14 protein-coding genes are annotated in these 23,533 nt (G+C 31.6%); 1 reads left to right on the top strand and 13 read right to left on the bottom strand.

Annotated features, from left to right (window positions below; translation table 11 throughout):
* Window positions 1-4: 4 nt before the first annotated feature.
* Window positions 5-781 carry a 23S rRNA (guanosine(2251)-2'-O)-methyltransferase RlmB gene (gene rlmB, locus E4N74_RS03730; protein WP_145475344.1) on the top strand — a complete coding sequence of 259 codons (777 nt, stop codon included), beginning with the start codon at window positions 5-7 and terminating at the stop codon, window positions 779-781.
* Here rlmB and hisS read toward each other — a convergent pair.
* The 13 genes from hisS to E4N74_RS03665 all read right to left on the bottom strand — a co-directional run bounded on the left by hisS (window position 778) and on the right by E4N74_RS03665 (window position 23,512).
* Window positions 778-2,124 carry a histidine--tRNA ligase gene (gene hisS, locus E4N74_RS03725; RefSeq protein WP_044979121.1) on the bottom strand — a complete coding sequence of 449 codons (1,347 nt, stop codon included), beginning with the start codon at window positions 2,122-2,124 and terminating at the stop codon, window positions 778-780. The two genes, rlmB and hisS, sit on opposite strands and share 4 nt — an antisense overlap.
* A 121-nt stretch (window positions 2,125-2,245) precedes the next feature.
* Window positions 2,246-3,334 (bottom strand): dTDP-glucose 4,6-dehydratase, encoded by a 1,089-nt coding sequence (gene rfbB, locus E4N74_RS03720; RefSeq protein WP_255818964.1) that lies wholly within the window; start codon window positions 3,332-3,334, stop codon window positions 2,246-2,248.
* An 18-nt stretch (window positions 3,335-3,352) separates the two neighbouring features.
* Window positions 3,353-4,228: a glucose-1-phosphate thymidylyltransferase RfbA gene (gene rfbA / locus E4N74_RS03715; protein ID WP_255806216.1), complete on the bottom strand. Its 876-nt coding sequence runs from the start codon at window positions 4,226-4,228 to the stop codon at window positions 3,353-3,355.
* A 54-nt stretch (window positions 4,229-4,282) separates the two neighbouring features.
* Entirely contained in the window at window positions 4,283-5,272 is a 990-nt protein-coding gene (locus E4N74_RS03710; RefSeq protein WP_255818963.1) for an NAD-dependent epimerase/dehydratase family protein, read from the bottom strand.
* Between the two features lie 2 nt (window positions 5,273-5,274).
* Complete coding sequence (locus E4N74_RS03705) at window positions 5,275-6,345, bottom strand: glycosyltransferase (RefSeq protein WP_255818962.1); 1,071 nt, start codon at window positions 6,343-6,345, stop codon at window positions 5,275-5,277.
* 2 nt (window positions 6,346-6,347) lie between these two features.
* Window positions 6,348-7,148, bottom strand: coding sequence for a glycosyltransferase family 32 protein (locus E4N74_RS03700; protein WP_044979116.1), 801 nt, complete (start codon window positions 7,146-7,148; stop codon window positions 6,348-6,350).
* The gene (locus E4N74_RS03695) at window positions 7,145-9,994 is read right to left on the bottom strand and encodes a YidC/Oxa1 family membrane protein insertase (protein WP_255818960.1); all 2,850 of its coding nucleotides are present in this window, start codon (window positions 9,992-9,994) and stop codon (window positions 7,145-7,147) included. Before E4N74_RS03695 ends, E4N74_RS03700 begins: the two co-directional genes overlap by 4 nt.
* 5 nt (window positions 9,995-9,999) lie before the next feature.
* Entirely contained in the window at window positions 10,000-12,840 is a 2,841-nt protein-coding gene (locus E4N74_RS03690) for a YidC/Oxa1 family membrane protein insertase (protein WP_255818958.1), read from the bottom strand.
* A complete protein-coding gene (locus E4N74_RS03685) occupies window positions 12,837-14,126 on the bottom strand; it encodes a CDP-glycerol glycerophosphotransferase family protein (protein ID WP_255818957.1) in 1,290 nt (429 codons plus the stop codon). The genes E4N74_RS03690 and E4N74_RS03685 overlap by 4 nt, the downstream gene beginning before the upstream one ends.
* A 19-nt stretch (window positions 14,127-14,145) precedes the next feature.
* On the bottom strand, window positions 14,146-16,854 hold the full coding sequence (locus E4N74_RS03680) for a YidC/Oxa1 family membrane protein insertase (protein WP_255818955.1): 2,709 nt from the start codon (window positions 16,852-16,854) through the stop codon (window positions 14,146-14,148).
* The gene (locus E4N74_RS03675; RefSeq protein ID WP_255818954.1) at window positions 16,848-18,065 is read right to left on the bottom strand and encodes a CDP-glycerol glycerophosphotransferase family protein; all 1,218 of its coding nucleotides are present in this window, start codon (window positions 18,063-18,065) and stop codon (window positions 16,848-16,850) included. The genes E4N74_RS03680 and E4N74_RS03675 overlap by 7 nt, the downstream gene beginning before the upstream one ends.
* A 14-nt stretch (window positions 18,066-18,079) precedes the next feature.
* Window positions 18,080-20,794, bottom strand: coding sequence for a YidC/Oxa1 family membrane protein insertase (locus tag E4N74_RS03670; protein ID WP_255818953.1), 2,715 nt, complete (start codon window positions 20,792-20,794; stop codon window positions 18,080-18,082).
* Between the two features lie 30 nt (window positions 20,795-20,824).
* Window positions 20,825-23,512, bottom strand: a complete 2,688-nt coding sequence (locus tag E4N74_RS03665) for a membrane protein insertase YidC (RefSeq protein WP_255818952.1) — start codon at window positions 23,510-23,512, stop codon at window positions 20,825-20,827.
* Between the last annotated feature and the right edge of the window lie 21 nt (window positions 23,513-23,533).

The following is a 23,533-nucleotide window of genomic DNA, read 5'->3' as shown; positions in this document are numbered from 1 at the left end:
ATTTATGAAAAAAACAATTACGGGTTTTCATGCAATAGACGAGATTTTAAGAGCTGAAAAACTTAAAATAGAAAAAGAAAAGAATTGGAAGCCGAACCTTGAAATTTTTTACTCAAAAGAAAGACCAAGGGTAAAAAAAATTCTGGAAGCTGCACGAAAATTAAAGGTAAAGATTGAACAAAAGGACAACCTCTTTCTTGATTCCCTTACTAAAACTTTGCCCGAACAGTTAAGGGATCACAGAGGAATTGTTCTTGTAACGGAAGCTGAAAATCAAAAAGAAAGAATTAGCGTCGATGAGTTTTTTGCAAAACTTGCAGAAAAAGAATCGGCCTTTGTGGTAATACTTGATTCCGTTACAGACCCTCACAATACAGGCTCCATTATACGAAGTGCAGATCAGTTCGGAATAGACGGAATAATAGTCCCTGAAAACAAAAGTGCGGGAGGCTTTGAGATTATAAGCAAGGTAAGTGCAGGAGCCTCCGCATGGGTTCCATTTGTAGAGGTAACCAATTTGGTTAGGACAGTAGAAAGGCTAAAAAAGGAAGGCTTTTGGATTTACGGAGCAGATGCCGGAGGAAAAGCTCTCCCCGGCCTCAAATTTCCCCAAAAAACGGCCCTCATTATGGGAAGCGAGGGTAAGGGAATGAGCCGCCTTGTAGAAGAAACTTGCGATGAGATAGTATCCATCCCCACTCGCGGAAAACTTGACAGTCTAAATGTTTCAGTAGCGGCGGGGATTCTTTTATATGAAATAAGCAGAAAAAAACAAGTTTAAGCCTTAGCGGTATTTATCTTTTTTACAGCTTCGTTAAGAGGCATTTCATCCTCAGTTCTATTAGTCATATCCTTTAATTTTATCTTAAAACTCTGGGGTTCCTTATCGAATTCTTCCATACAAGAATCTTTACCTAAGAAAAGCCCCCACCTTATGTCTTTTTTTTCGGCATAGGTGTACTGAGGATTCATCTTTTTAGGCTCAGGATATACTTCAGCATTTATATTTTTGCTTTCAAAAATACTTGCTATCTTATAAGAAAGGGCCTGATCATCTTCAGGTAAAGAAAAAATAAGGAGATCGGTAAAGCTGGCCTTTGTTTTTTGATGTCCCAGCTGCTCAAGGGCAGCTAAAAGCCTGTCAAGCCCGATGGATGCTCCCACTCCGGTAATAGACTCTTTCATGTAAAGGCCAGTCAGGTTATCGTACCTTCCGCCGGAACACACAGAACCTATTGATGGTAAATCGGTCAAAAAAGTTTCAAATACTACACCAGTATAATAGTCCAAACCTCTTGTAATTGAAGGGTCAAAAACAACTGAATCTTCGATTCCAACAGCTTTTATCAAAGAGTAGATATCCCTCATCCGTTTTGTATCTTCGCTTGAACCTCCGGCAAGAGTTTCAAGATGTAAAAGAGTTTTTTCAAAATCTTCACTTTTTAGTTCCTTGCTCACACCCGAAATATAATCCAATATTTTTTTAGCCTTTTCTTCAGAACTTAATTCGCTAAGAAGTCTTAAAACTTCATTCTCACCTACTTTAGAAATTTTATCTACAATTCTCAAAACTTCTTCACTATCTTCGGACAAGTTTAAAGATTGTAAAAAACGGTTAAATATGCCTCTGTGAGAAACATGAATTTTAAAGTTAGAAACACCTAATTCGTTTAAGGCCTTTTTAATAATACGTAAAATTTCAAAATCAACTGCGGCAGTATCCGAACCTAAAGTATCAAAGTCGCACTGTAAAAATTCCCTATAGCGGCCTGCCTGAGGCTTTTCTCCGCGCCAAACTTTTCCCAAATGATAGCGTTTGAAAGGAAAATATATTTCGTTTTTATGTTCTGCAACAAATCGGGCTAAGGGAACGGTTAAGTCAAAGCGCATAGCAACATCCCTACCGCCGTTATCATTAAACCGAAAAACCTGTTTCTCGGTTTCTCCTCCGCTCTTTCTCAATAGAATTTCGGAATACTCCAAGGCAGGAGTGTCGATAGGCACAAAGCCGTAATTTCTAAAAACCTTTACCAGTTTTTCCATCAACAAGGCTCTTTCAATTTCTGCAGGGGGAAGAAAATCCCTAAAGCCCTTTAAAACTTTCGGTTGTATTAAATCACTCATAGTTCTTATTTTACAATATTTTTTTAGATTGGACAAGGGTCAACATTGACGAATACAATATTTACTTCGCTAACGCTGACTTCATCAATGTTGGCTTCGTCAACGTTGACTAAGTCAACGTTTATCTTTTTTTATAGTTTTTTTCTATCCAATTAAGATACTCGCCGGAGCGGACATTTTCTATCCAGTTTTTATTATTTAAATACCACTCAACAGTATTTTCAAGGCCTGTCTCAAAATCAAAACGGCGTTTCCAATTAAGTTCATTTTTTATCTTAGTACAGTCAATGGCATAGCGGCGGTCGTGACCTAACCTATCGGTTACATGGGTAATGGTTTTTCTTACATTTTCTTCGTTAAGACCTGTCTTTTTGCAAACAATTTGAATGAGCTTATTTAAGAGTTTTATATTTTCCCACTCATTTTCGCCGCCTATATTATAGGTTTCACCCGGTCTTCCTGTTTTTAGTATAAGCCTTACAGCCTCATTGTGATCTTCAACATGTATCCAGTCTCTAACCTGCTTACCGTCACCGTAAACCGGAAGATTTTTGCCTTCAAGCATATTTAAAATCATAAGAGGAATCAATTTTTCAGGGAATTGAAAAGGGCCGTAATTATTGGAACAGTTTGAAATAGTAACAGGAAGTCCATAGGTATAAAAGTAAGCCTTTACCAAGTGATCGCTTGATGCCTTACTTGCAGAATAAGGAGAGCGCGGAGAATAAGCTGTAGTTTCTTCAAAATAACCTTCATTTCCCAAAGAGCCGTAAACTTCATCCGTGCTTATATGATGAAAAAGAACACCATCACGCATTGTTCCGTCAGGTTTTTTCCAAAATTCTTTGGCAGCATCCAAAAGGTTAAATGTTCCCAAAACATTTGTCTTTAAGAAAATCTCAGGCCCTAAAATAGAGCGGTCAACATGACTTTCAGCTGCAAAATGAACAACTGTGTCGATATTATATTCAGCAAAAATTTTGTCGACGATTTCTTTATCACAGATATTTCCATGCACAAAAAAGTAACGGTTTTTGCCGAATTCTGATTCTACATCGGCAAGGCTGTCAGCGTTGCCTGCATAGGTAAGAGCATCCAAATTGACGATACGTCCCTTAAAATCAGAATCTTTTTTTAATAGACTTCGGATAAAATTCGAACCTATAAAACCCGCACCGCCGGTTACCAGTATATTTTCAAAATTCCGCATTGATTGGAGCTCCTTGACCTAACAATTTTCCGCAATGTATTTTAAATAATCCCCATACTCATTATTATACAATAAAGATAAATTTAAAAGCTGAGCCTTTGAAATCCATTTTTGTAAATAAGCTATTTCTTCTATGCAGGAAACATACATCCCCTGCCTTTTTTGAATCGTTGCTATAAAATTTGATGCTTCTAAAAGGCCGTCATAAGTTCCCGTATCAAGCCATGCCATGCCGCGGCCCAGCTTTTCAACTCTTAATTTGCCCATATCCAAATATGCTTTATTTACGGATGTAATTTCAATTTCACCTCTGGCTGAAGGCTTGACCGATTTTGCAATTTGAATTACCTCATTATCATAAAAATACAAACCCGGAATTGCATAATTTGATTTTGGATTTTGAGGTTTTTCCTCAATGTTCAAAACATTTCCTTCATCATCAAAATCAACTACTCCGTAAGCTCTTGGGTCCTTAACATAATAACCGAAAATTAAGGCGCCTCCATTAGTTTTTATGGAAGAAACCGAGTCCGCCAAGGTGCTGCTGAAGCCCCTTCCATAAAAAATATTATCCCCCAAAACCAAGGCACAAGAATCGGATCCGATGAATTTTTCACCCACGATGAAAGCATCGGCAAGGCCTCTAGGTTTATCTTGAACGGCATACTCAAATTTCATACCCAGCCAGCTTCCATCACCGAAGAGCTCTTTAAAAAGACCTATATCCCGAGGTGTAGATATAATTAAAACCTCACGTATACCGGCCAGCATCATAACCGACAAGGGATAATAAATCATGGGTTTATCATACATGGGCAAAATTTGTTTTGAAACAGCCTTTGTAAGCGGAGATAAACGGGTGCCTGCCCCTCCTGCTAAAATTATTGCTTTCATAAAAACGCCTGCCAAGAAATTTAGAATATAAAAAACTTAAGTACTTAAAAATTTTTACTCGGTATGAAAAACATGACCTTGAATCTTATCGATAAATTCATACCTTACCGTATTACTTAAACCGTCAGCTAAGGAAACCGGAGCCTTAAATCCGGTTTTTGGAATATTTACCGAATCAAAAAGAGTATCGGCACAGAATTTTTTTACCCTGATTGAACTGATTGCTAATTTTTTCCCCGATATTTTGGCAAGTAAGTCAAAGCAAATACCGCCGAAATAGCCCAGCAAATAGGGCCAATGAAAAATTTTATGTTCAGGATTGCCTAAGATTTTATAAACTTCATTGGTAAGAGAATTCATATCAAAGTCAGGTTTATCTATATAATTAAATAAGTGTTCACCTGTTCCATTGTTTAAACAAAATTCGATAAAGGCTGTTATGTTTTCAACATAGGCCATTGACTTTTTATTTTTTCCATTGCCCACAAAAGGAAAAAATCCTGAACTTATTTGTCTTAATAAATTATAAACATTACCTCTGTTTTGCTCGCCGAATACAACAGTAGGTCTAATTATGGTAAGGGAATTTTCTTTATCGGTTTTAAGCCAAGTACGGTATTTCCCTTCAGCTAGCCACTTAGTTCTACCGTAATCATTAAAATAATTTATAGCACCTGTCTCATTTGTGTTAAGGGGAGCAAAACCATATACTGCAACAGAACTTGTAAAAATAATTTTTTTTATTTCCAATTCCGAACAGACATTGCATACATTTTCAGCACCGTCAACATTTACTTCATCATATAGGCTTTTAGGTTCAACATCGTCCCTATGTTCAGCCGCCAAATTGATAACGCAGTCAAAGTCAGAGGATAATTCTTTTTTTAAAGAATCTATATCTCTTACATCAGCAAAGACTCTCAAGTTGGAATAGTACTTACTATTCTGCTTATCAAGAATTTTAATTTTATGTCCGGATGCTAAAAGTCTCTTTGTTAATCTCGTTCCTATAAAACCTGAACCGCCTATTATTGCTATGTGCATTTTTAATCCTTTGTTATCTCTTTATATAAATTACGGTAATTTTCCCACATAATATCCAAAGTAAAAAACTTTGAAAATTTTTTAAATGAAGCTCTTTCCATTTTAGCCTTTTTATTGTCATCCTGCAAGATATTACTTATTGCCTCAACGGCATCTTCATCAGTTTCGATTAAAGCACCATTTGTAACATCAACCAGCTCAGCAATTCCACCTACATCTGATGCAACTATAGCCTTTTTTTGAGCCATGGCTTCTATAATAGTCATCGGAAGCCCCTCATAGTTGCTAAATAAGACAAAAAGATCACAATACGGTAAGAGGCTTGATGCATCAGGATAATCTCCAAGCAAAAAAACATTGGAAGGAATAGAATACTCTTTTTTTATCTCATCCATAGATTTATCGGCAGAGCCGCCGACCCAGACAAAGAGGTAATCTTTCATTGAAGGATCGGAAGCAACAGATAAAAAGCTTTGAAATCGTTTTTGTCTGGAAATACGTGCTATCGTCATAATAACTTTTTTATATAAAGAGGAATCAAAAGGTTTTAAAGAATCGGCAGAAATCAAACTTATACCATTGTAAATCATTTTTATATTTTTAGTAATTTTTTCTTTATATAATTTTTTTTCATCATATTTAGAAACTGCAACTATTGCGGCACAAAATCTTTGTAAAAAACGCTCTATCGGTAAAAAAAATCTATGATGAAGACGGATCGAATCAAACCCATGCACAGTATAAATTATTTTTTTTCTATACTTAAAGCCTGCAAAGCGGCCTAACGTTCCGGCCTTACTTGAATGTAGATGAATAATATCGGGAGAAAATTCATTAATTACCTTCTTTAGCTCAAAATAGCATTTCAAATCCGGTAATAACCTAATAGGTTTTATCATATTTTTAATCTTAAATCGAATAACAGAAGGAATCAGTTTATCCCATAGATATCCGCCCTCCATTGAAGCTACAGCAACGGTATTTCCTTCATCAGAAGCCATATTGGCTAAAGAAATACATACGGTTTGAGCGCCTCCAAGTTCAGTATTGGTGATTATATGTAAGATTTTCATCTTTATACCATATTCCGGTTTCTAATAACAGCTAATAATTTTTTAATCGCTCCCATAAAACCGACTTCTTTAAAAATACATATAATACGCACCGGTGATAGAATAATATTAGTTAGAATATAACCTATCTTGGGAATCAAAAATCTGGAATATTTTATATATTTCTTTCGTAAAGGAATAGTCCAACTGGCATCAAAGTGATGAATAGCATATGTATTAGGGGTTATACCGATTATCCCAGTCCTTGGATCCTTAGGGTTAAAATAATCAATAGGATATATATTAATATTTTTTATTAATTGTATTTTATTTTCTTTTAAAAAACCATGTTTATATAATATATCGGTAACACGCTCTACAATCGTTGTAAGATCCGGCTTACCGTTAGATTTAAAGAAAGATGATTTCTCATACGAGTTTAAAATTTCAGCATAAAGCAGATCTTTCTCAGAAGCTGCAATACCTAAGCCCGGATTTACAGTTCCCGAGGTTTCCATACCGAAAAAAGCTCCTCTTTCTATAATTTTATCAATAGGCTTTATAACCTCAACATCAGTATCAAAATACACTCCGCCGTATTGATACAAAATATCAAATCTGGCGTAATCACTTACAAAGGCATACTTTTTTGCCTGATAAGCTTGAGCTGTATAAGTAATTTTATTTACATCATAATTTTTTTCATTCCATTCTTTAATTTCATAATCGGGACAATATTTTTTCCATGATTCGATACACCTAAGAGCCGTTTCCGGTAAAGGATTTTCTCCGAACCAACAATAATGGATTACCTTTGGGATCATTTTGTAATTTCTCCCTGTGGAGACTCCATACTCCACGAATTAGGATCAAATATGGATCCGGTAACATAGTACTTATCATTTTTTAAAAAAGTAACATTAGGCCCAAAAAACATTCTTGTTCTTTTAAGTTTGTCTTCAATGGATAAAAAACGAGGATCAACATCATCTATTTTATTCAATCCCGCATCAGTAACCAACATTGAATGAAGATCAGCAGAACTAATATATAGCGGGTCATCAACTAAGTCACCTCTGGAATCTAGCGGCTTAATCAACAAAAGGCTGTTAGCGGTAGAAAGATTTTTTTCTGAATTTTGATAAGTAATATTAGCTGATTTAGGAATATCAGAATCATAAAAAGTATTACCATGATCTGCAAAAATATATACCACGGTATTATCATAAACATCGGCTTCCTTCATCCATTCAAACCAAGCTATCAAATAATCAAGTGTCAGTTTTGCCGAATATAGGGCTAAATCTTTATTATTGAAGGCAGAATAACTAAAATTCCCAAATTCAGCCTCTTCCATTATTTTTCCGAATTTATTAACCCCATAAGGGTAATGCGGAAGCATTGTATGAATATACATACACTTATTCCGTTCAGTATCTCTAGAGGACGAAATCATAGGTATAAGTTCCAATCCGGCGGCTCTATTCATGACAGAATGTCGGATATTACTCAACTTAGCCGATTTATGAAAAAAAAGCCATTCTTCATCATCATAAATTATATATTTAAAATGGTATGGAGTTGATTGTAATATTGATAACATTATAAACAGCATTGGATTTGATTCACCGGATGTCTTATCATCTTTATAATCTTTTAATTTTTTCCAGTATTCAAAAATACCTGCTTGTTCAATTGTATGGTAGTTAGACATATCCACACCAGAGTAATCACTGCCTGAATCAACACTCATATCATAACCTGAACTAAAAATATTATTAAAGAAAAAAGAAGCGGCCTCAGTATTTATTTCGTTATAATCCATTGACTCAGATGCTTTGAAACTATACTCATGCCCTCCCAACAAACCTGCAAGAGACCTTTTTGTAGAAATAGAAACGGAAAGGCAATCGGGATACCAGATAAACCCAGACAATTTTTGTCTATATTCAGGATTTTCATTAAGTATTTTTCCCAAATAATTTCCATTAAACATATCTACCAAAACACATACAAGATTTTTTTTATTTTTAGAAAAAATATAATTATTATATACTGTCTGAGGTAGCTCAATATCGGCATTTTCAGAAGTTATTCGCATTTTTTCGCGAGGTCTTTGTCCATATAGATTTATTAAAACTATAGATAAAATTAGAGGAAGAATCAAACCAAAAGAAAATACAGCTTTTTTATATTTTTCCATCAAAAGTTTTGAAATATACAACAATCCTGAAAGTATAAAAGCATCCAATATATAATAAATCAATCTCATACTAAAAATTGCATCAGCATTTTTTAGCATAAAAAAATCAAGTTCCCCTACATTGAGTTTAAAAATCAAAGAGTATATGAGAAGCACAAGCAAGATAAACAGACATAATAAATCATATCTGATTTTTATGTACATTGGAAGCAAAAAATAAAGCAGCACAAAAGAACAAAAAAATACGCCAGCAGGGATAAGCAAAGAAACAAAGTATTCAAATATCCCAATTTTAATAATTTCGGGATTATTTATATAAAAAAGAATGGGTAAATAAAAAAATAGCCAAAATACGATAAAAAAAATTATTGGTATACTATTATGTATATAAGACTTTTCAGTATAGGTATTTTTTTTATAATAGAAAAAACGGCTGAATGAAAACACAACAATAAAAGTAGCATAAAATCCATTTAAAAGCTTTATATTATCCGGCGAAATATATATATTTGTTCTTAACGTAAAAATTAGCAAATATAAAAAAGGCAGATAGAGAATCCAAACAAATAAAAGTTCATAGATGTTTTTTCTTGTAAACTTAAATATAATCACAACAAGACTTAAAATAAAAGAAGCACCTATTACGGAAAAAAGAAAATATTTATATGTAATAGAATTCCTTACGAGGGAATAAACCTGTAAACTGCATAAAAGAATAAAGAAAAAGAAATATACAATATTGATATTCTCTTTTATTATCTCCTTTAAAGATTTATTGGTCTCACTTTCTATTATTATAGGTATCTCAGATAAACCTGCTCTACGCAGTATAATCCCCTTTATAAAACTAAATACATTATTCATTGTCCAATACAAAAGCAAGGCTGATGGAGAATTATATAGCAACACTAAAAATAATCCCGCCATAATGTATAGTTCTTTATTTGCCGTCCAACTCTTACTTTTCGTATAATATACTGAATATGCAACATTTATTATCGTCATCAAAAATGGTAAAATATTGCCCCCAAAAATAAGATTGTCAGGCATACTCAAGTCTTTTATAAACAAAAAAGATACACCGTTATATCCTGAATACTTTGACAATACTTCATAAGCTGCAAAGAAAAACGGTATTTGTATTATAAGACCAAAAGATGTCCTAAATGTATACCACCATTTATAATCATATATCTTCCTTGCCGCTTTTGTAAGATAAAATCTTTTTTGTCCTTCATAGTTTTCATTTATACTTTTTATATCTTTGTGCATTTTCTTTTGAACAACTTTCTCTTTATTTTTCCAACGTTCTGCCAAATAATAAAGAGGAGCCGTTATTGCGGTTATAAATAAACTTAAAAGTATTAAGGCTATACCGTAATTCCCGCAAATAGTATATGAGTAAGTAAATACCGTTTGTATTAAAACAACGAAAGGATACAATAAACCCGTTAAAACTTTAGACATAAAACTCATTTTATACTATCTTCAGGCGGTGTCATACTCCATGAATTAGGATCAAAAATAGAACCTTTCACATAATAAAGATTATATTTATTTTTCTTATAAGAAGATGTAAAGTAAAAGCGGACTCTGTCTTGATTCTCAGGATTTGTACGAGGATCCTGTCCAAAAATATTCGGAAGGCCTGTATCTGAAGCTAACATTGCCGGTAAATCGGAAGAATGAATATAAAGAGGAGATGTTTTTAATGTTCCTACGGCATTCAAATTTTTTGTTAAAACCAAGGTATTTGCGTGAGAAATATCATCATCTAAGGTATCATAGTTAATATGACTAAGTTCGGGTAAATCGCTATCACAAAACCAATTACCATGATCAGAAAAAACATATATAACCGTATTATCATATACACCTTCTTTTTTCATCCATTCAAACCAGTCGATCAAAACATCCAAGGTTTTTTTTGCAGAATACATAGCTGCAACAGAATTTTCTGCATTTTCTATACCGGGTACGGGAAATCCTTCTTTTACAATAATGCCCTCTTTGTTTACTGCATAAGGTGAATGAGCCAAATTATTATGAATATACAAAAAATACTTATTTTCCGTTTCCGTATCAACTTGTGAAACTTCATGTAAAATTTCAATTCCAGCCAAATCTCTTATTGCAGCTTCCGTAAACCTGATAAAAAATTTCTTGTTATAATAGAAGATCCAGCTGCCGCTGTCATAAATAACAGGTTTACAAAAATGAGGTGCCGATTGAAACATAGCAAGAAATATCATTAAAAAACCATTATTCTCTTTTTTAGGAGTCAGCGGATAGTTATGCTTTGACTTCCAATAAGGCTTATAATTTGTACTGGAATCTATATGTATTTTATCTGAAGCCTCTAATTTAAAATATGCAGCATCCTGCATTGTTAAAGTATAGCCGGCACCAAGAATATTTTTAAAAAAGAATTCACCGGCTTTTTGATTTGCTACTTTCATGTCATCGTCCGTACCCTTCTTATACTCAACATACGCCGTCATATTAGGGCCACCTAACAGTCCCGCAAGCGATTTTTCGGTATTTGTAGAAATGGAAAGTGAATCCGGGTACCAAACAAAACCATAAAGCTTTTCTTTATACTCAGGATATTCATCAATTATACGTTTTATATAATTACCGTTAAACATATCCGCAAGGAAATAGACTATATTGATATTTCTTTTAGAGAATTTATAGTTTGAATATGCTGTTTCAGGCATATCGGTATTGATAATTTCAGGTTCTTTTGTGAAGTCCGTATTTGAATACTTTAAAAATAAATTTACGGTAAGAAAAATAATACATAATACTACAAATACATTTAACTGTTTTCTCTTTTTTAATATGATGTATTTACCGGCAAAAACAAAGATTGAAAGTAAAACTGCATCAAAAAAATATTTTATAACAGAAATACGTTTAAGCTCATTTTGATTTGTAAAAATATAACCATCTAATTCACCGACCTCAATCTTTATAAATAAAGAGTATATAACTGCCGCTAATAATAGAACAACAGTAATCAGTTCTAAAGTATATCTAAAATTTTTAGGCAGAAAATAATATAAAAGAGTATATATTATCGCAACTGATGCTGCTGTAGCAACAAGGGTAATCATATATTTTGTAAAAGATATATCTATTATTTCAGGGTTTTGTATATAAAAAAAGACCGGTAAATAAATACAAACCCAAAAAATTAAAGCAATAGCTGGTAAAAAGAATTTATAAGTTGATTCATATTTTTTATGCTTTATGCCAAGTATAGTTTTTATACAATATAAAATTAGCCCTATAGCAAAAAACGAAATAAAAAGCTTAAGATTTTGATTTGAAAGTATAAACTCCATATCACGTCTAAATAAAAAAACATAAATAAACGGTAAAAATACCAGCCATTGTAATAAAAGTTTAAGAAAAATATTTTTTGTTCTTATTATATATAAAGTAAACAAGGATAAAATACCGGAAATCCCGGCTAAAAGTAATACACTATATTTGACGGTAACTGGCCAATTCATAAACCAATAAACCTGTAAACTGCATAAAAGAGTAAAGAAAAAGAAATATACAATATTGATATTCTCTTTTATTATCTCTTTTAAAGACTTATCTGCCCCACCTTCTATTAGTACAGGCACCTCAGATAAACCGGCTTTACGTAATATAACCCCCTTTATAAAGCTAAATACATTATTCATCGTCCAATACAAAAGCAAGGCTGACGGCGAGTTATATAGCAGCACTAAAAATATACCAGCCATTATATATAGCTCTTTATTTGCATTCCAACTCTTACTTCGCGTATAATATACGGAATAAGCTATATTTATTATTGTCATCACAAAGGGTAATACATTAACTCCTGAAAACAGATTATCAGGCATACCTAAGTCTTTTATAAACAAGAATGACACACCATTATATCCAGAATACTTTGATAATACCTCATAAGCTGCAAAGAAAAACGGTATTTGTATTATAAGACCAAAGGATGTTCTAAATGTATACCACCATTTATAATCATATATCTTCCTTGCCGCTTTTGTAAGATAAAATCTTTTTTGTCCTTCATAGTTTTCATTTATACTTTTTATATCTTTGTGCATTTTTTTCTGAACAACTTTTTCTTTATTTTTCCAGCGTTCTGCCAAATAATAAAGAGGAGCCGTTATTGCGGTTATAAATAAACTTAAAAGTATTAAGGCTATACCGTAATTCCCGCAAATAGTATATGAGTAAGTAAATACCGTTTGTATTAAAACAACAAAGGGATATAATAAACCCGTTAAAACTTTAGACATTAAACTCATTTTTCGGCTTCTTCCTTAAGTATATTTATAATGTGTTCAGCGGCAGCTGCTCCGGCAGATCCGAAATTATAGATATTGTTTTCTCTAAATGACTTAATTTTATCTGAAACATCGTCATAGTTTTTCATAATAAACATAATTTTCTCTGAAATTTTTGTAATATCCTCACCGGCTTTTTCGGCAAGGGCTAAACTTGCTTCAATATCATATCCGGAATTACCAATATCTTCTGCCTCATACCCTCCTACCCCGGTCTCATAATTAACTATTATTATCGGGCGTGTATAAAGATAGGCAAAATCAAAAAGTACACCGGATAAGTCCGTTACCAAAATATCGGCAGAAGCCATACTTTCTATTCCGGTATTATTGGAATCCAAATAAAATTGGGGATGATCAGAAAATTTATTCTTAATATCATCAATTATATTTTTATCCGAAATAAAACTTTGAGGATGGGGTCTAAAAATAACCTTCATCCCTGTTTTTATAAGCTCGGAAATGATTTCAGCTTTATATTTTGTTACCGAACTCCTTTTACCCCAAGAAGGAGCATATAATATGGTATTACCATCAGGTTTAATTGTTTTTTTCTTTTCTGCAGCCTCATTAACAAGATAATCATAATAAGTACATCCCGTAGGATAAAACTTTTTACGCGGCAAATTTCTGTAATCATCAAGAAAATCTTGAGCTTTTTGCGTAAATGGACCTACCGAAAACACATCATCATAAAATGATAAGGCATATTTTTCATAAAAATCCACTCCTGTCGGGGCATGAAAAAGATGAGCATATCTCTTAACATTTTTTGAACGTTTCCACATATAGACATCAAGTCCTGGTGTAGTAGAAACCACAAGTTTTGTTTTAATCATATTAAGATACGAAATAGCGGCCAGTTCTTTTCCGGGATTTATAGGCTGATAGTTTTTATCGTCAGTTTTAAAAGTCAATCCGGGATCACTTTTATCGGGAGTAATATAAGCACACGGAACGTTTTTTTTCAAAAGAGCTTCTATCACAGGTTGAAAAATATGCCAATATTTTTTACCTTCTGAATGAAAAACAACATCCGGCAAGTCTTTTCTTGCTGCATTTTTTCCTTTTCCTGAAAATACAAGCTCAAGAATCCTATACCACAAATTCCTCAATGCAAAAATAACCGAACTTGCTATACCTATAACGGCATATAACAAGAGGCTTCCTGTTCCCGGATCAAGATAAGCAAAGGCATATACCGGTAATAATAAAAAAAACAAACAATAAAAATATTTTAATTTCATAATTAACCTCTTAAACAATTTATTTAAATTCTTTATGACTCCAATTTTCAGGCTTATATACATCATCTTTAACGAAGGCCCAATCATCTTGATTTAAAACAAATTGAGTTAATTTCTTTTGTCTATTTGCATACCCATCAGAATTAATAAGAATTTTAAAAGTTTTTAAATTCGTAGAATTTAAAAAAGCATGCCCTGTAAAAGGATTAAGTTGAGGTATATCAGGCAAATTTTCTGTCAGAATATAAGGTATATCTGCCAAAGTTCTAAATGTAGAATCTATTCTTAAATCTCCATGACTATCAAAATCTTTAACCATTAAAAGAGGTATAGATGCAGCAGGAGAAAAAGGAGAACTCTCAAAATTTTTTAAAAACTTCATATTATTCATTTTTATTCCTCCTGCACCATGATCACCGGCAATAACTATTCTTGTATTATCATAACAATTATTCTCTTTTAAAAATAATAAAAATTTAGCAATATTTTCATGACCTAAAAAATTACCATAAAAAGAAGTAATTGTAAAATCATTTTGACAATATTTTTTTGCTAATTCAATAATTTCAGGACGGTTTATCGAAAGATGATCAGTTAATTTAGGAAGATCATGGGCCGTATTATTAACAATAATATTAACACAATTTATTGTATCATCAAATTTCACTTCTTTTTCTAAATTTTCTAAAGCAGATAAAGAATTAATAAATCCTCGGTCAAAGTATTGCGGTATTAATACACTACCATATCCGCCTGAATCATAAATCAACCTACGTACTTCCAATGGAGATATCCTAAAAAAAGAAAAATAGAGCATATTCCTTAAAATAATGTTCGAATTTTTATCCTCGTTTTTACTTATGTTATCATGTATCCATTTTTCCGTATACTTACCGGTTTCCGTAATATTTCTAGCAGTTATAAGATAGTTTTTAAAAATAGAATTGTCGGGAAGCCACGAGTAATTTGCCCAAGATGCATCGGTAAAACTCACAGACCAATTATGTTCACTAAACAATCTCGGTAAAACACATAAAGCCTCATTATGCTTATCTACAAGCAACTCATTACTACGTTGATTAATTTTTTCAGGTGTATATTCATATCCGCCATATAAAGATGGGGTACTTGTATTTGTACCTGTACCAAATGATACAATATTTTTATACAAAACAAAACCAGAATATTCATTTTTAATTAACTCTGAATTATCAAAGATGGGGTCAATAAAGAAATTCATAGCACGATCGAGCATAATAAATAAAATGTTTTTCCCCGACCGTGTAAAAGTATATGTCTTTGTAGAAGACATAGATTTTTCAATCTTGTTTAGTTGTAATAAATTACCGGTTTCTTTTTGGATATTAACACAATTAATTAAGCTTAATAAAAAAAGTGAAATAGTGGTTATGATTGTAAAAGGAATAAAAAAATTGGATTTTTTAAACATCATAATAAATATAATAATTAATAAAATAAATAAGAATCCAAAATTCAAAAAAATATCCTTATAAGATGAATGGAGTTTTTCAATATGCTCAAATACAAGCATATTTGAAATGTAACCATAATTCCCATTAAAAATAAAAGAATTTACCAATGAAAATATAAGTAGTATGACTAGTGTATATGTGATATATTTTTTTACAATTTGATTAAAAATAGCATAGATACAAATAATCCAAAATGCAATACCAACACTTTGTATAAACGAAGTATAAATAATATAAAATGGATTTGTAATATTATCTATATTTAAAAATTCCTGTACAGATGATGCTATTAAACCGGAAGGAATTACAATACCAATAAGTAATAAAAAAGACAATAGTGTAAAAGAAAAAATCTTATTTCTTTTCTCTTGATTATTAAAGATTGAATAAGAATATTTTTTATCAAGTAAATGTAGTAAAAAAACAAAAACAGGTATTATTATTATAGTAAATGTAAAACCGGACATTATTAAAAAAGGTTTGCGTTTCTCTAAAAAAGCAGCCGCAACAATAGTGGATATTATGAAAAATAATAAAGTTATAAAATACCAAATTTTAGCATTAAGTTTCACTCTATAAAAAATATTCTTAAATAATGAAAAAATATTATTAAGTGTCCAATATAAAACCAGTCCTGATGGTGAATTATACAATAATATCAAAAATAAAAAAGCTGTCAGGTATAGGGTAAGTTTGTCCTTTAACTCTAAGCCTTTTGTATACACAGCAGAAGCAGCAATATTTATTACAGTCATTATTACAGGTAAAAGATTCAATGAAATAGAACCGATGGTAACCAATTTATCCGGAGAACCTAGGTCTTTTAAAAATAAAAAAGAAGAATCTTTTAGCACAGGCAGATCAGATAAAAGCTGATATGCTGCTATAAAAAAAGGTATCTGTATAAATAAGGCAAAAAGACTCCTTAATGCATATAAGGGATGATAATTATTTTGTCTGTAATATGCAGACAATATCATGTACTGCTCATCGCCTTTAAATACGGCCTTAATATCTTTTACCTTAGGTTTCATTCTTTTTTGAATAATACGTTCCATTTCTTGCCACTTTTCAGCTACATTATAAATGGGCAAGGTTATTAAATTGATACCTAGGCTCAAAATAATTATTGATAAACCTATATGATCTTGAGTTATATTATTTGCAATAAATAATATAAACTCTACAAACATGTATACAGGATAAATGAAAATTGTATACAAAAAATCTAACATATTCTTTTAATCTCCAGTAAAAATTCATATACCTTCTGTCCTGCAAGCCCTCTATTTTGCCATGCAGTATCTTTAGCTTTTAATCTGTTTTCTTTTAAGGTAGAACTTTCGCAAGTTTCTTTAATAATTTTTCTTATATCAGTAAAATCCGTAGATTTTAACTCCCTTCCTATTTCTTTCAATATAGAAAACTTCCATGGCAGCTCTTTTAAATCTCCTGAATCATAAGGGCGATGATCAAATTCGTTATTACAGTATAAAAACGGTTTGTCAAATAAAAAACAATAGTCAAAGATAACACTCGAAAAATCGGAAACCATTATATCGGACTTTGAAAGAGAAATAATATTTTCAGGCTCATAATCCCAAGAAAGATTACTATTTACCTTGTACTTTTCTTCTAATTTTTTTAGCATATCGGACTCGGCGATCTTACTTTGAGGATGGGGACGAACGATAATATTCCATCCTGTTTCTACAAGAGGTGTAAGGAGTTTTTCTCCATATTTGGAAAGAATACCATTTGTACCCCATGAAGGAGCTAGCAAAACGGTAAAAGCCTCATTTTTCTGAGGTAAGTCCTTTATTTTTTCCTTAAGCACATCCAAATAAGGACAGCCCACCACGCATAATTCTTTCCTCTTTATTCCGCGCAAATCTTCAAGCTCTCTTATTCCCTGCATTTGATATTCACCTGATAAAAGAACCGAATCAAAATAATCAAGACCGAAAAGTCTGTAACTTGTAGCATCATCAAGGGCATGAAGAATATGACTGTAATGCTTTACTTTTTTTGACCTCTTTAATTGATATACATCCAGGCCGGGCGTAGTCATCAAACAGATATCTGCCTCCAACATATTAAGCCTAGCAAAGGCCTTATTTCCCTTCCCTATATACTCAGGACTTATATACTCATAATTTTGTAAAAACACAGGATCGTCTTCGGATGAGGTGTAAAAAGTCACCTTTACCTTATTCTTTTCAAATTCATCACAAATGGGAGCAAATACATTCCAGTATTGTTTGCCTTCAGAGTAAAAAACAAAATCGGTTTTAATTTCATTAAGTTTCGTCTTATCCTTGTAGATTAGAACTTTTAGCCTTATTATAGCCGTTTTTGTCAAAAAATATAGAGTCGTAATTAGCCCTATTACAATAGAAAAAAGAATACTGCCCGTGCCAGGATCAATATATAACAATGGAAACATAAAATAAATTCTCCTTATTCCTCATTAAAATTTGTTCTACTCCAATTAGCAGGATCATAGACATTATCTTTTATATAAATCCAACCATCCTTGTCTACATCAAACTGAGTAGCCTTAAGCTGATGATTAGCATGCCAGTTTCCTGAAATTACTGCTTTTACAACTTTTTTATCTTGATTCTTAATAAATGTTTTACCTGTAAAAGGGTTTCTTTGCAATTCAGGTGGTAAATCCTTTGTAGTCAAAAACGGAATATCGGCCAAGGTCATAAAAGTATTATCTTTTTTTAATGCTCCGTCAGAATTAAAATCCTTCATCATTATTAAAGGCATTAATATATCAGGCATAAAATCAAGATTATCGAATTTACTCGCATATGTTGTATACTTGGTTCTCATAGGAGCATTTCCATGATCTCCTGCAATTATTATTCGGGAATTATCCCAGCAATCATTATTTTTTAAAAATCTAAAGAACTTAGCACATGATTCATGTGCCAAATAATTAACATAAAAATGTTCTGATGTGTATCCGTTTAAACAGTAGTTGTCTGCTATAGGAATAAGAAAATCCTTTCCTGCAAGTTTAATAGTACTAGGTTCAGAAGGTTCATGTGTTAAATTATTTACAATAATATTTATGCAATTTTGATCTTCAACAAATTCCACTTCCTTTTCAATATTCTCCAGAGCCGAATATGCATTAAAAAAAGGAGCAGAATAAATGGGAAGTCCTACACTAGCATACATACCGTTCGCATAAAAAATTCTACGAGCTTCGAGAGGTAAAATTCTAAAAAAAGAAAAATACAACATATTTCGGCGAATACCGCGTATTCCGCCTTTTTCAAATGTTTCTTTCGTGCCGGTTTTAAGAAAATCTTGTGTATACAACCCGTTACCATCTATGTTTTTCGCAATAATATTATATTTCGAAAAAACCGATAAATCCGGAATCCAAGAATAATTAAGCCAAGAAGGATCGGTAAAACTCACGTGCCAATTATGTTCACTAAAAAGTCTTGGAAGAACACTTAAAGCTTCATTATGCTTATCCACCAATAGTTCGTCTGATCTTTTATCAATATTTTCAGGTGTATACTCATATCCGCCAAAAAGAGATGGGGTACTAAAATTTGTTGTATAACCGTATGCTATAGCATTTTCAAAAAGAGTAAAACCAGTATATTCTTTTTTTACTATTTCTGAAGTTTCAAATATAGGATCGATAAAAAAATTCATTGAGCGATCCAGCATAAAAATAAAAATATTCTTCCCGGTTTTACTTACTCTATATGCTTTATCGGGAGTGGAAACCGATTTTGCAGCAAGATTCATAGATTTAAATTCTCTATAAATTGTTATAGAAGAAATTACCGTAATAACAAAAAACGAAACTATAAGAATTTTTAAAGCCGCACTAACATATTTTTGCAAAAAATCAAAATAAAGAACTATAAAAACCAATATTCCTGCAACTGTAATTATTGAAATGTTGATCAGTATTTCGCTTAAAGAATGTCTAAGTTTACTCGCATCCGAAAATACAAGAAGATTATTTATGCTTCCGTAACCATCCCGAAAAACAAAGGCATTCAAAACTGAAATTACAAGTAAAATTACGGAAGCAAGGGTAAAAACAGTCTGTGCTTTTTTTTGAAAAAGTTTATATATGCATATAAACCAAAGTAAACATCCTAACGATTGAACACACGAATAAAAAAGAACAAAAAACGGATTGGTAATATTTTCAAAGTTTACAAATTCCAAGGGAGAACTGGCAATAGTCGATGAAGGAATCACAAGACCTAAAAAAATAAAAAATGCTATAGAAGCTTGAAAAAAAAGAAAAAATCTATTCCTATCATCTGAAAATATATTCCAAATATTTTTAAATAAAAATTTAGACATAAAATGCCATATAACAGGCACAAGTATAACAATAGAGGTAAGGCTATAAACAATAACCTTAATTCTCAATTTTGAATCATCGGTTTTTACAAAGATACTAAAATATATAAAACATAATACGGTTACAGCATACCAAACTCGCTTATCTAACCTTACCCGATAAAAAATATTTTTTAATAACGAAAATAAATTATTTAATGTCCAATACATAACCAAACCTGATGGAGAATTATAAAGTAAAACAAGAAAAACAGCGGCTGTAAGGTAAAGCTGTATTTTTTCTTTTAAGCTTAATCCCTTAGAATAAACAGCAGAAGCGGATATATTTATTATAGTCATAAGTATCGGAAGGAAATTTATATATACTCCTCCAATATTAAACAATTTATCAGGTTTTCCTAAGTCTTTTAAAAACCAAAAAGAAGCATTATTTAATAACGTTAGATTAGAAAGAAGTTTATATGCAGCAAAGAAAAACGGAATCTGAATAAGTAAAGGAAACATTCCTCTTAAAGCATAAAGGGGATGGTAGTTATTTTGCCGATAATATGTCGACAAAATCATGTACCTTTCGTCGCCCGAAAAAACTACCCTTATATCTTTAACTTTAGGTTTTAGTTTTCTTTGAATATCCCGTTCTTTTTTTTGCCAAGTCTCTGCAACATTATATATTGGTAAACAAATAATATTTACAATAATGCTTAAAAGAATAATAGAGCCCCCTATATAATCATCTGTAATATTGTTTGCAAGAAAAAACACAAACTCAACAAACATATATACAGGGTAAATAAAAATCATATATAAAAAATTTAACATAACAACCTGCTAATTAAAATTCAAAAAAAGTTATTTTTTTACTTTTGCCCAATTCGATTCTACAAAAATATCCTTTTCTTTAAGATGAATATTTAAAATATCATCTTCTAAGATATTACCAATAATAAATTCTTCTTTTTCTTTGGTTTCTTTAAATATTTTTCCGGTAAAGGGATTTTTTGTAAGGGGGGAGGTAACATTATCAAAACCGTCTGTTGCCATTATGGGAACATCGGCATTGGTCATAAAATCCATGTTAAGTTTCAATTTACCGGAAGCATTAAAATCTTTCATCATCAAAATAGGCATATAATATGTCTGCTGAAGTGTTTTATCCTTAAAATCAGTATTAAACATAGAATTATTTAAAATAAAATTTCCATAGGCATGATCGGCTACAAAAATAATTCTTGTATTATCATACACTCCGCTTTCTTTTAAAATTCTCATCATGTCACCAAGAGCCGAAAAAAGATAAGCATCCGATATATAATGATTTAACGTAATTTCATTTTTTGATCTGTCTTCACACTTTTTTATAAACTCATCCGAACAAAACAGACGAGCCTGCGAAGCAGATATCGGCGTATGAGAAATATTATTAACAATTAAGTTAAAACAATCTTTATCATATCCTGTACTTATATCCCGCTCAATAAATTCAAGCGGAGCAATTTTTGCAACAAAATCAAATAAACCGTATGCCGAGGCTTTACTTTGTAAATACCTGCCTTTATTATAAAGTCTTTTACGCAAAAAATATGGAGATGCTTTTAAAAAAGAAAATCTGATTGTGTTCCTCAAGGTTTCAGAAAACGGAAGAACACTATTTTGCACACCTATTTTATGCTTTTGAATCCACTCCCCTACATATTTTCCTTCCATGTTCAAAGCTTTAATCCCATGATAAGGCTCGAATATGGAATTATCCGGTATCCAACTATGATTGGCAAGTGAAGCGTCGGTAATAACCGCATTCCAACCTGATTCCGAAAAAAGACGCGGCATAACGCAAAGAGATTCATTATACATATCACGATTTGAATCCGTATTTTTCTTAAACGCGGCAGGCGTGTATTCATACCCGCCATATAAAGCCGGAGCTCCAATATAGGTATGACCTCCAAAAGAAATTGTATTAGGATATAGTGTAAATCCCGTAAAATTCTCTGCAATTTTAGGAAAATCATCAAAAATAGATGGAATAAAAATCCCAGGCATCCTATCAAGCATAAAAATTAATACATTTTTACCTGTCTTAGTAAAGCTATAAACTTTCTCAATGTGTCCTATAGATTTATTCTTTTTATCTATTTTGATAAGTCTTGTAACGTTTTTATATCCTGAATATATTTTAACCATATTAATACAAGAAAGGATCAAAAAAGAAACAAGTAAAATCTTTGATATAAAAATAGATTTCTGAGAAAACTTATACTTAAGAGTAACTACTATGAGTACTATACCTAAAAAAAGAGAAAGTAAGTTAATCACATTCTCGTTTATTGAATGAATCAGAACTTCATCTGTTGAAAATGAAAGAAAGCCTGTAAGCGAACCGTAATTCCCTTGGAATACAAAAACATTAATTACAGAGCAGATCAAAATAATAAAAGCTATAAATGAAAAGAACGGCTTAATTCTCTCGCTTGCCAAACGATATAATATCGCAGGCCAAATAAAAAGAAAGCCGAAACCTTGCAATAAAGTAATCCAAAGCAAATAAAAAGGGCTTTGATACTGAATTGTATAGGAAAATTCTTGAACGGAAGAAGAGACCAAAGAGGAAGGAATTACAATACTTAAAAGAACAGTGATTGAAATTATAGAAAAATAAAAAAGAGAATTAACGTTTTTTATATTCTGAAAAAATGTTATTGAATTGATAAAGTATTTTAGAAGTCTAATAAAAAACGGAATTAAAATATATATTACCATAATCCCAATCATAAGAATAATAGCAATAGGCTTCTGAGCCGTAATTATAAAAAAAGCTCCTCCCGCCACAATAAAAATAAGCCCTAAACAGTACCAGATTTTTTTATTATAATTACATTTTGCAAAAATATTTTTAAATAATGAAAAAATATTATTAAGAGTCCAATAAAAAACCAAGCCCGAAGGAGAATTATAAAGTAAAAAAAGGAAAACTATAGCCATTATATATAGCTGTATTTTTTCTTTTATTGAAAAATTCTTCGTATATATCATAACCGATAAAAGATTGACCAAAGTCATTAAAAACGGCAAAAAATTTATCTTATATGATAATATATTAAGCAAAGCATCAGGCTTGCCTAAATTATTTAAAAAAAAGAACCCAGAGCCTTGTAATAATGCTAGTTCCGATAAAAAATGGTATGCTGCAATAAAAAAAGGAATTTGAAAAAGGAGCCCCAACATACCTCTTAAAGAATACAGGGGATGATAATTATTTTGGCGATAATACGCAGAAAGAATCATATACCTTTCATCTCCCTTAAATACCGCTTTTATATCTTTAATCTTATTTTTTAATCTCTTTTGTAATAATCTCTCCTTATTTTGCCATTGCTCTGCAGCAGCATAAATGGGTAAAGTAACAATATTTACAAATAAACTTACTATAACTATTGCACCGCCTACATTCTCATTAAAAATCTTAAACGCAACCAAAAAAACCAATTCAATAATCGATTCAAGCGGGTATATAAAAAGTGTATATAAAATAATTGCCATTTAAATTTCTCTAAATCAAAA

It is taken from the genome of Treponema putidum (assembly GCF_024401155.1).
GTDB lineage: Bacteria > Spirochaetota > Spirochaetia > Treponematales > Treponemataceae > Treponema_B > Treponema_B putidum.
This window is presented reverse-complemented; position numbering and strand designations above follow the sequence as displayed.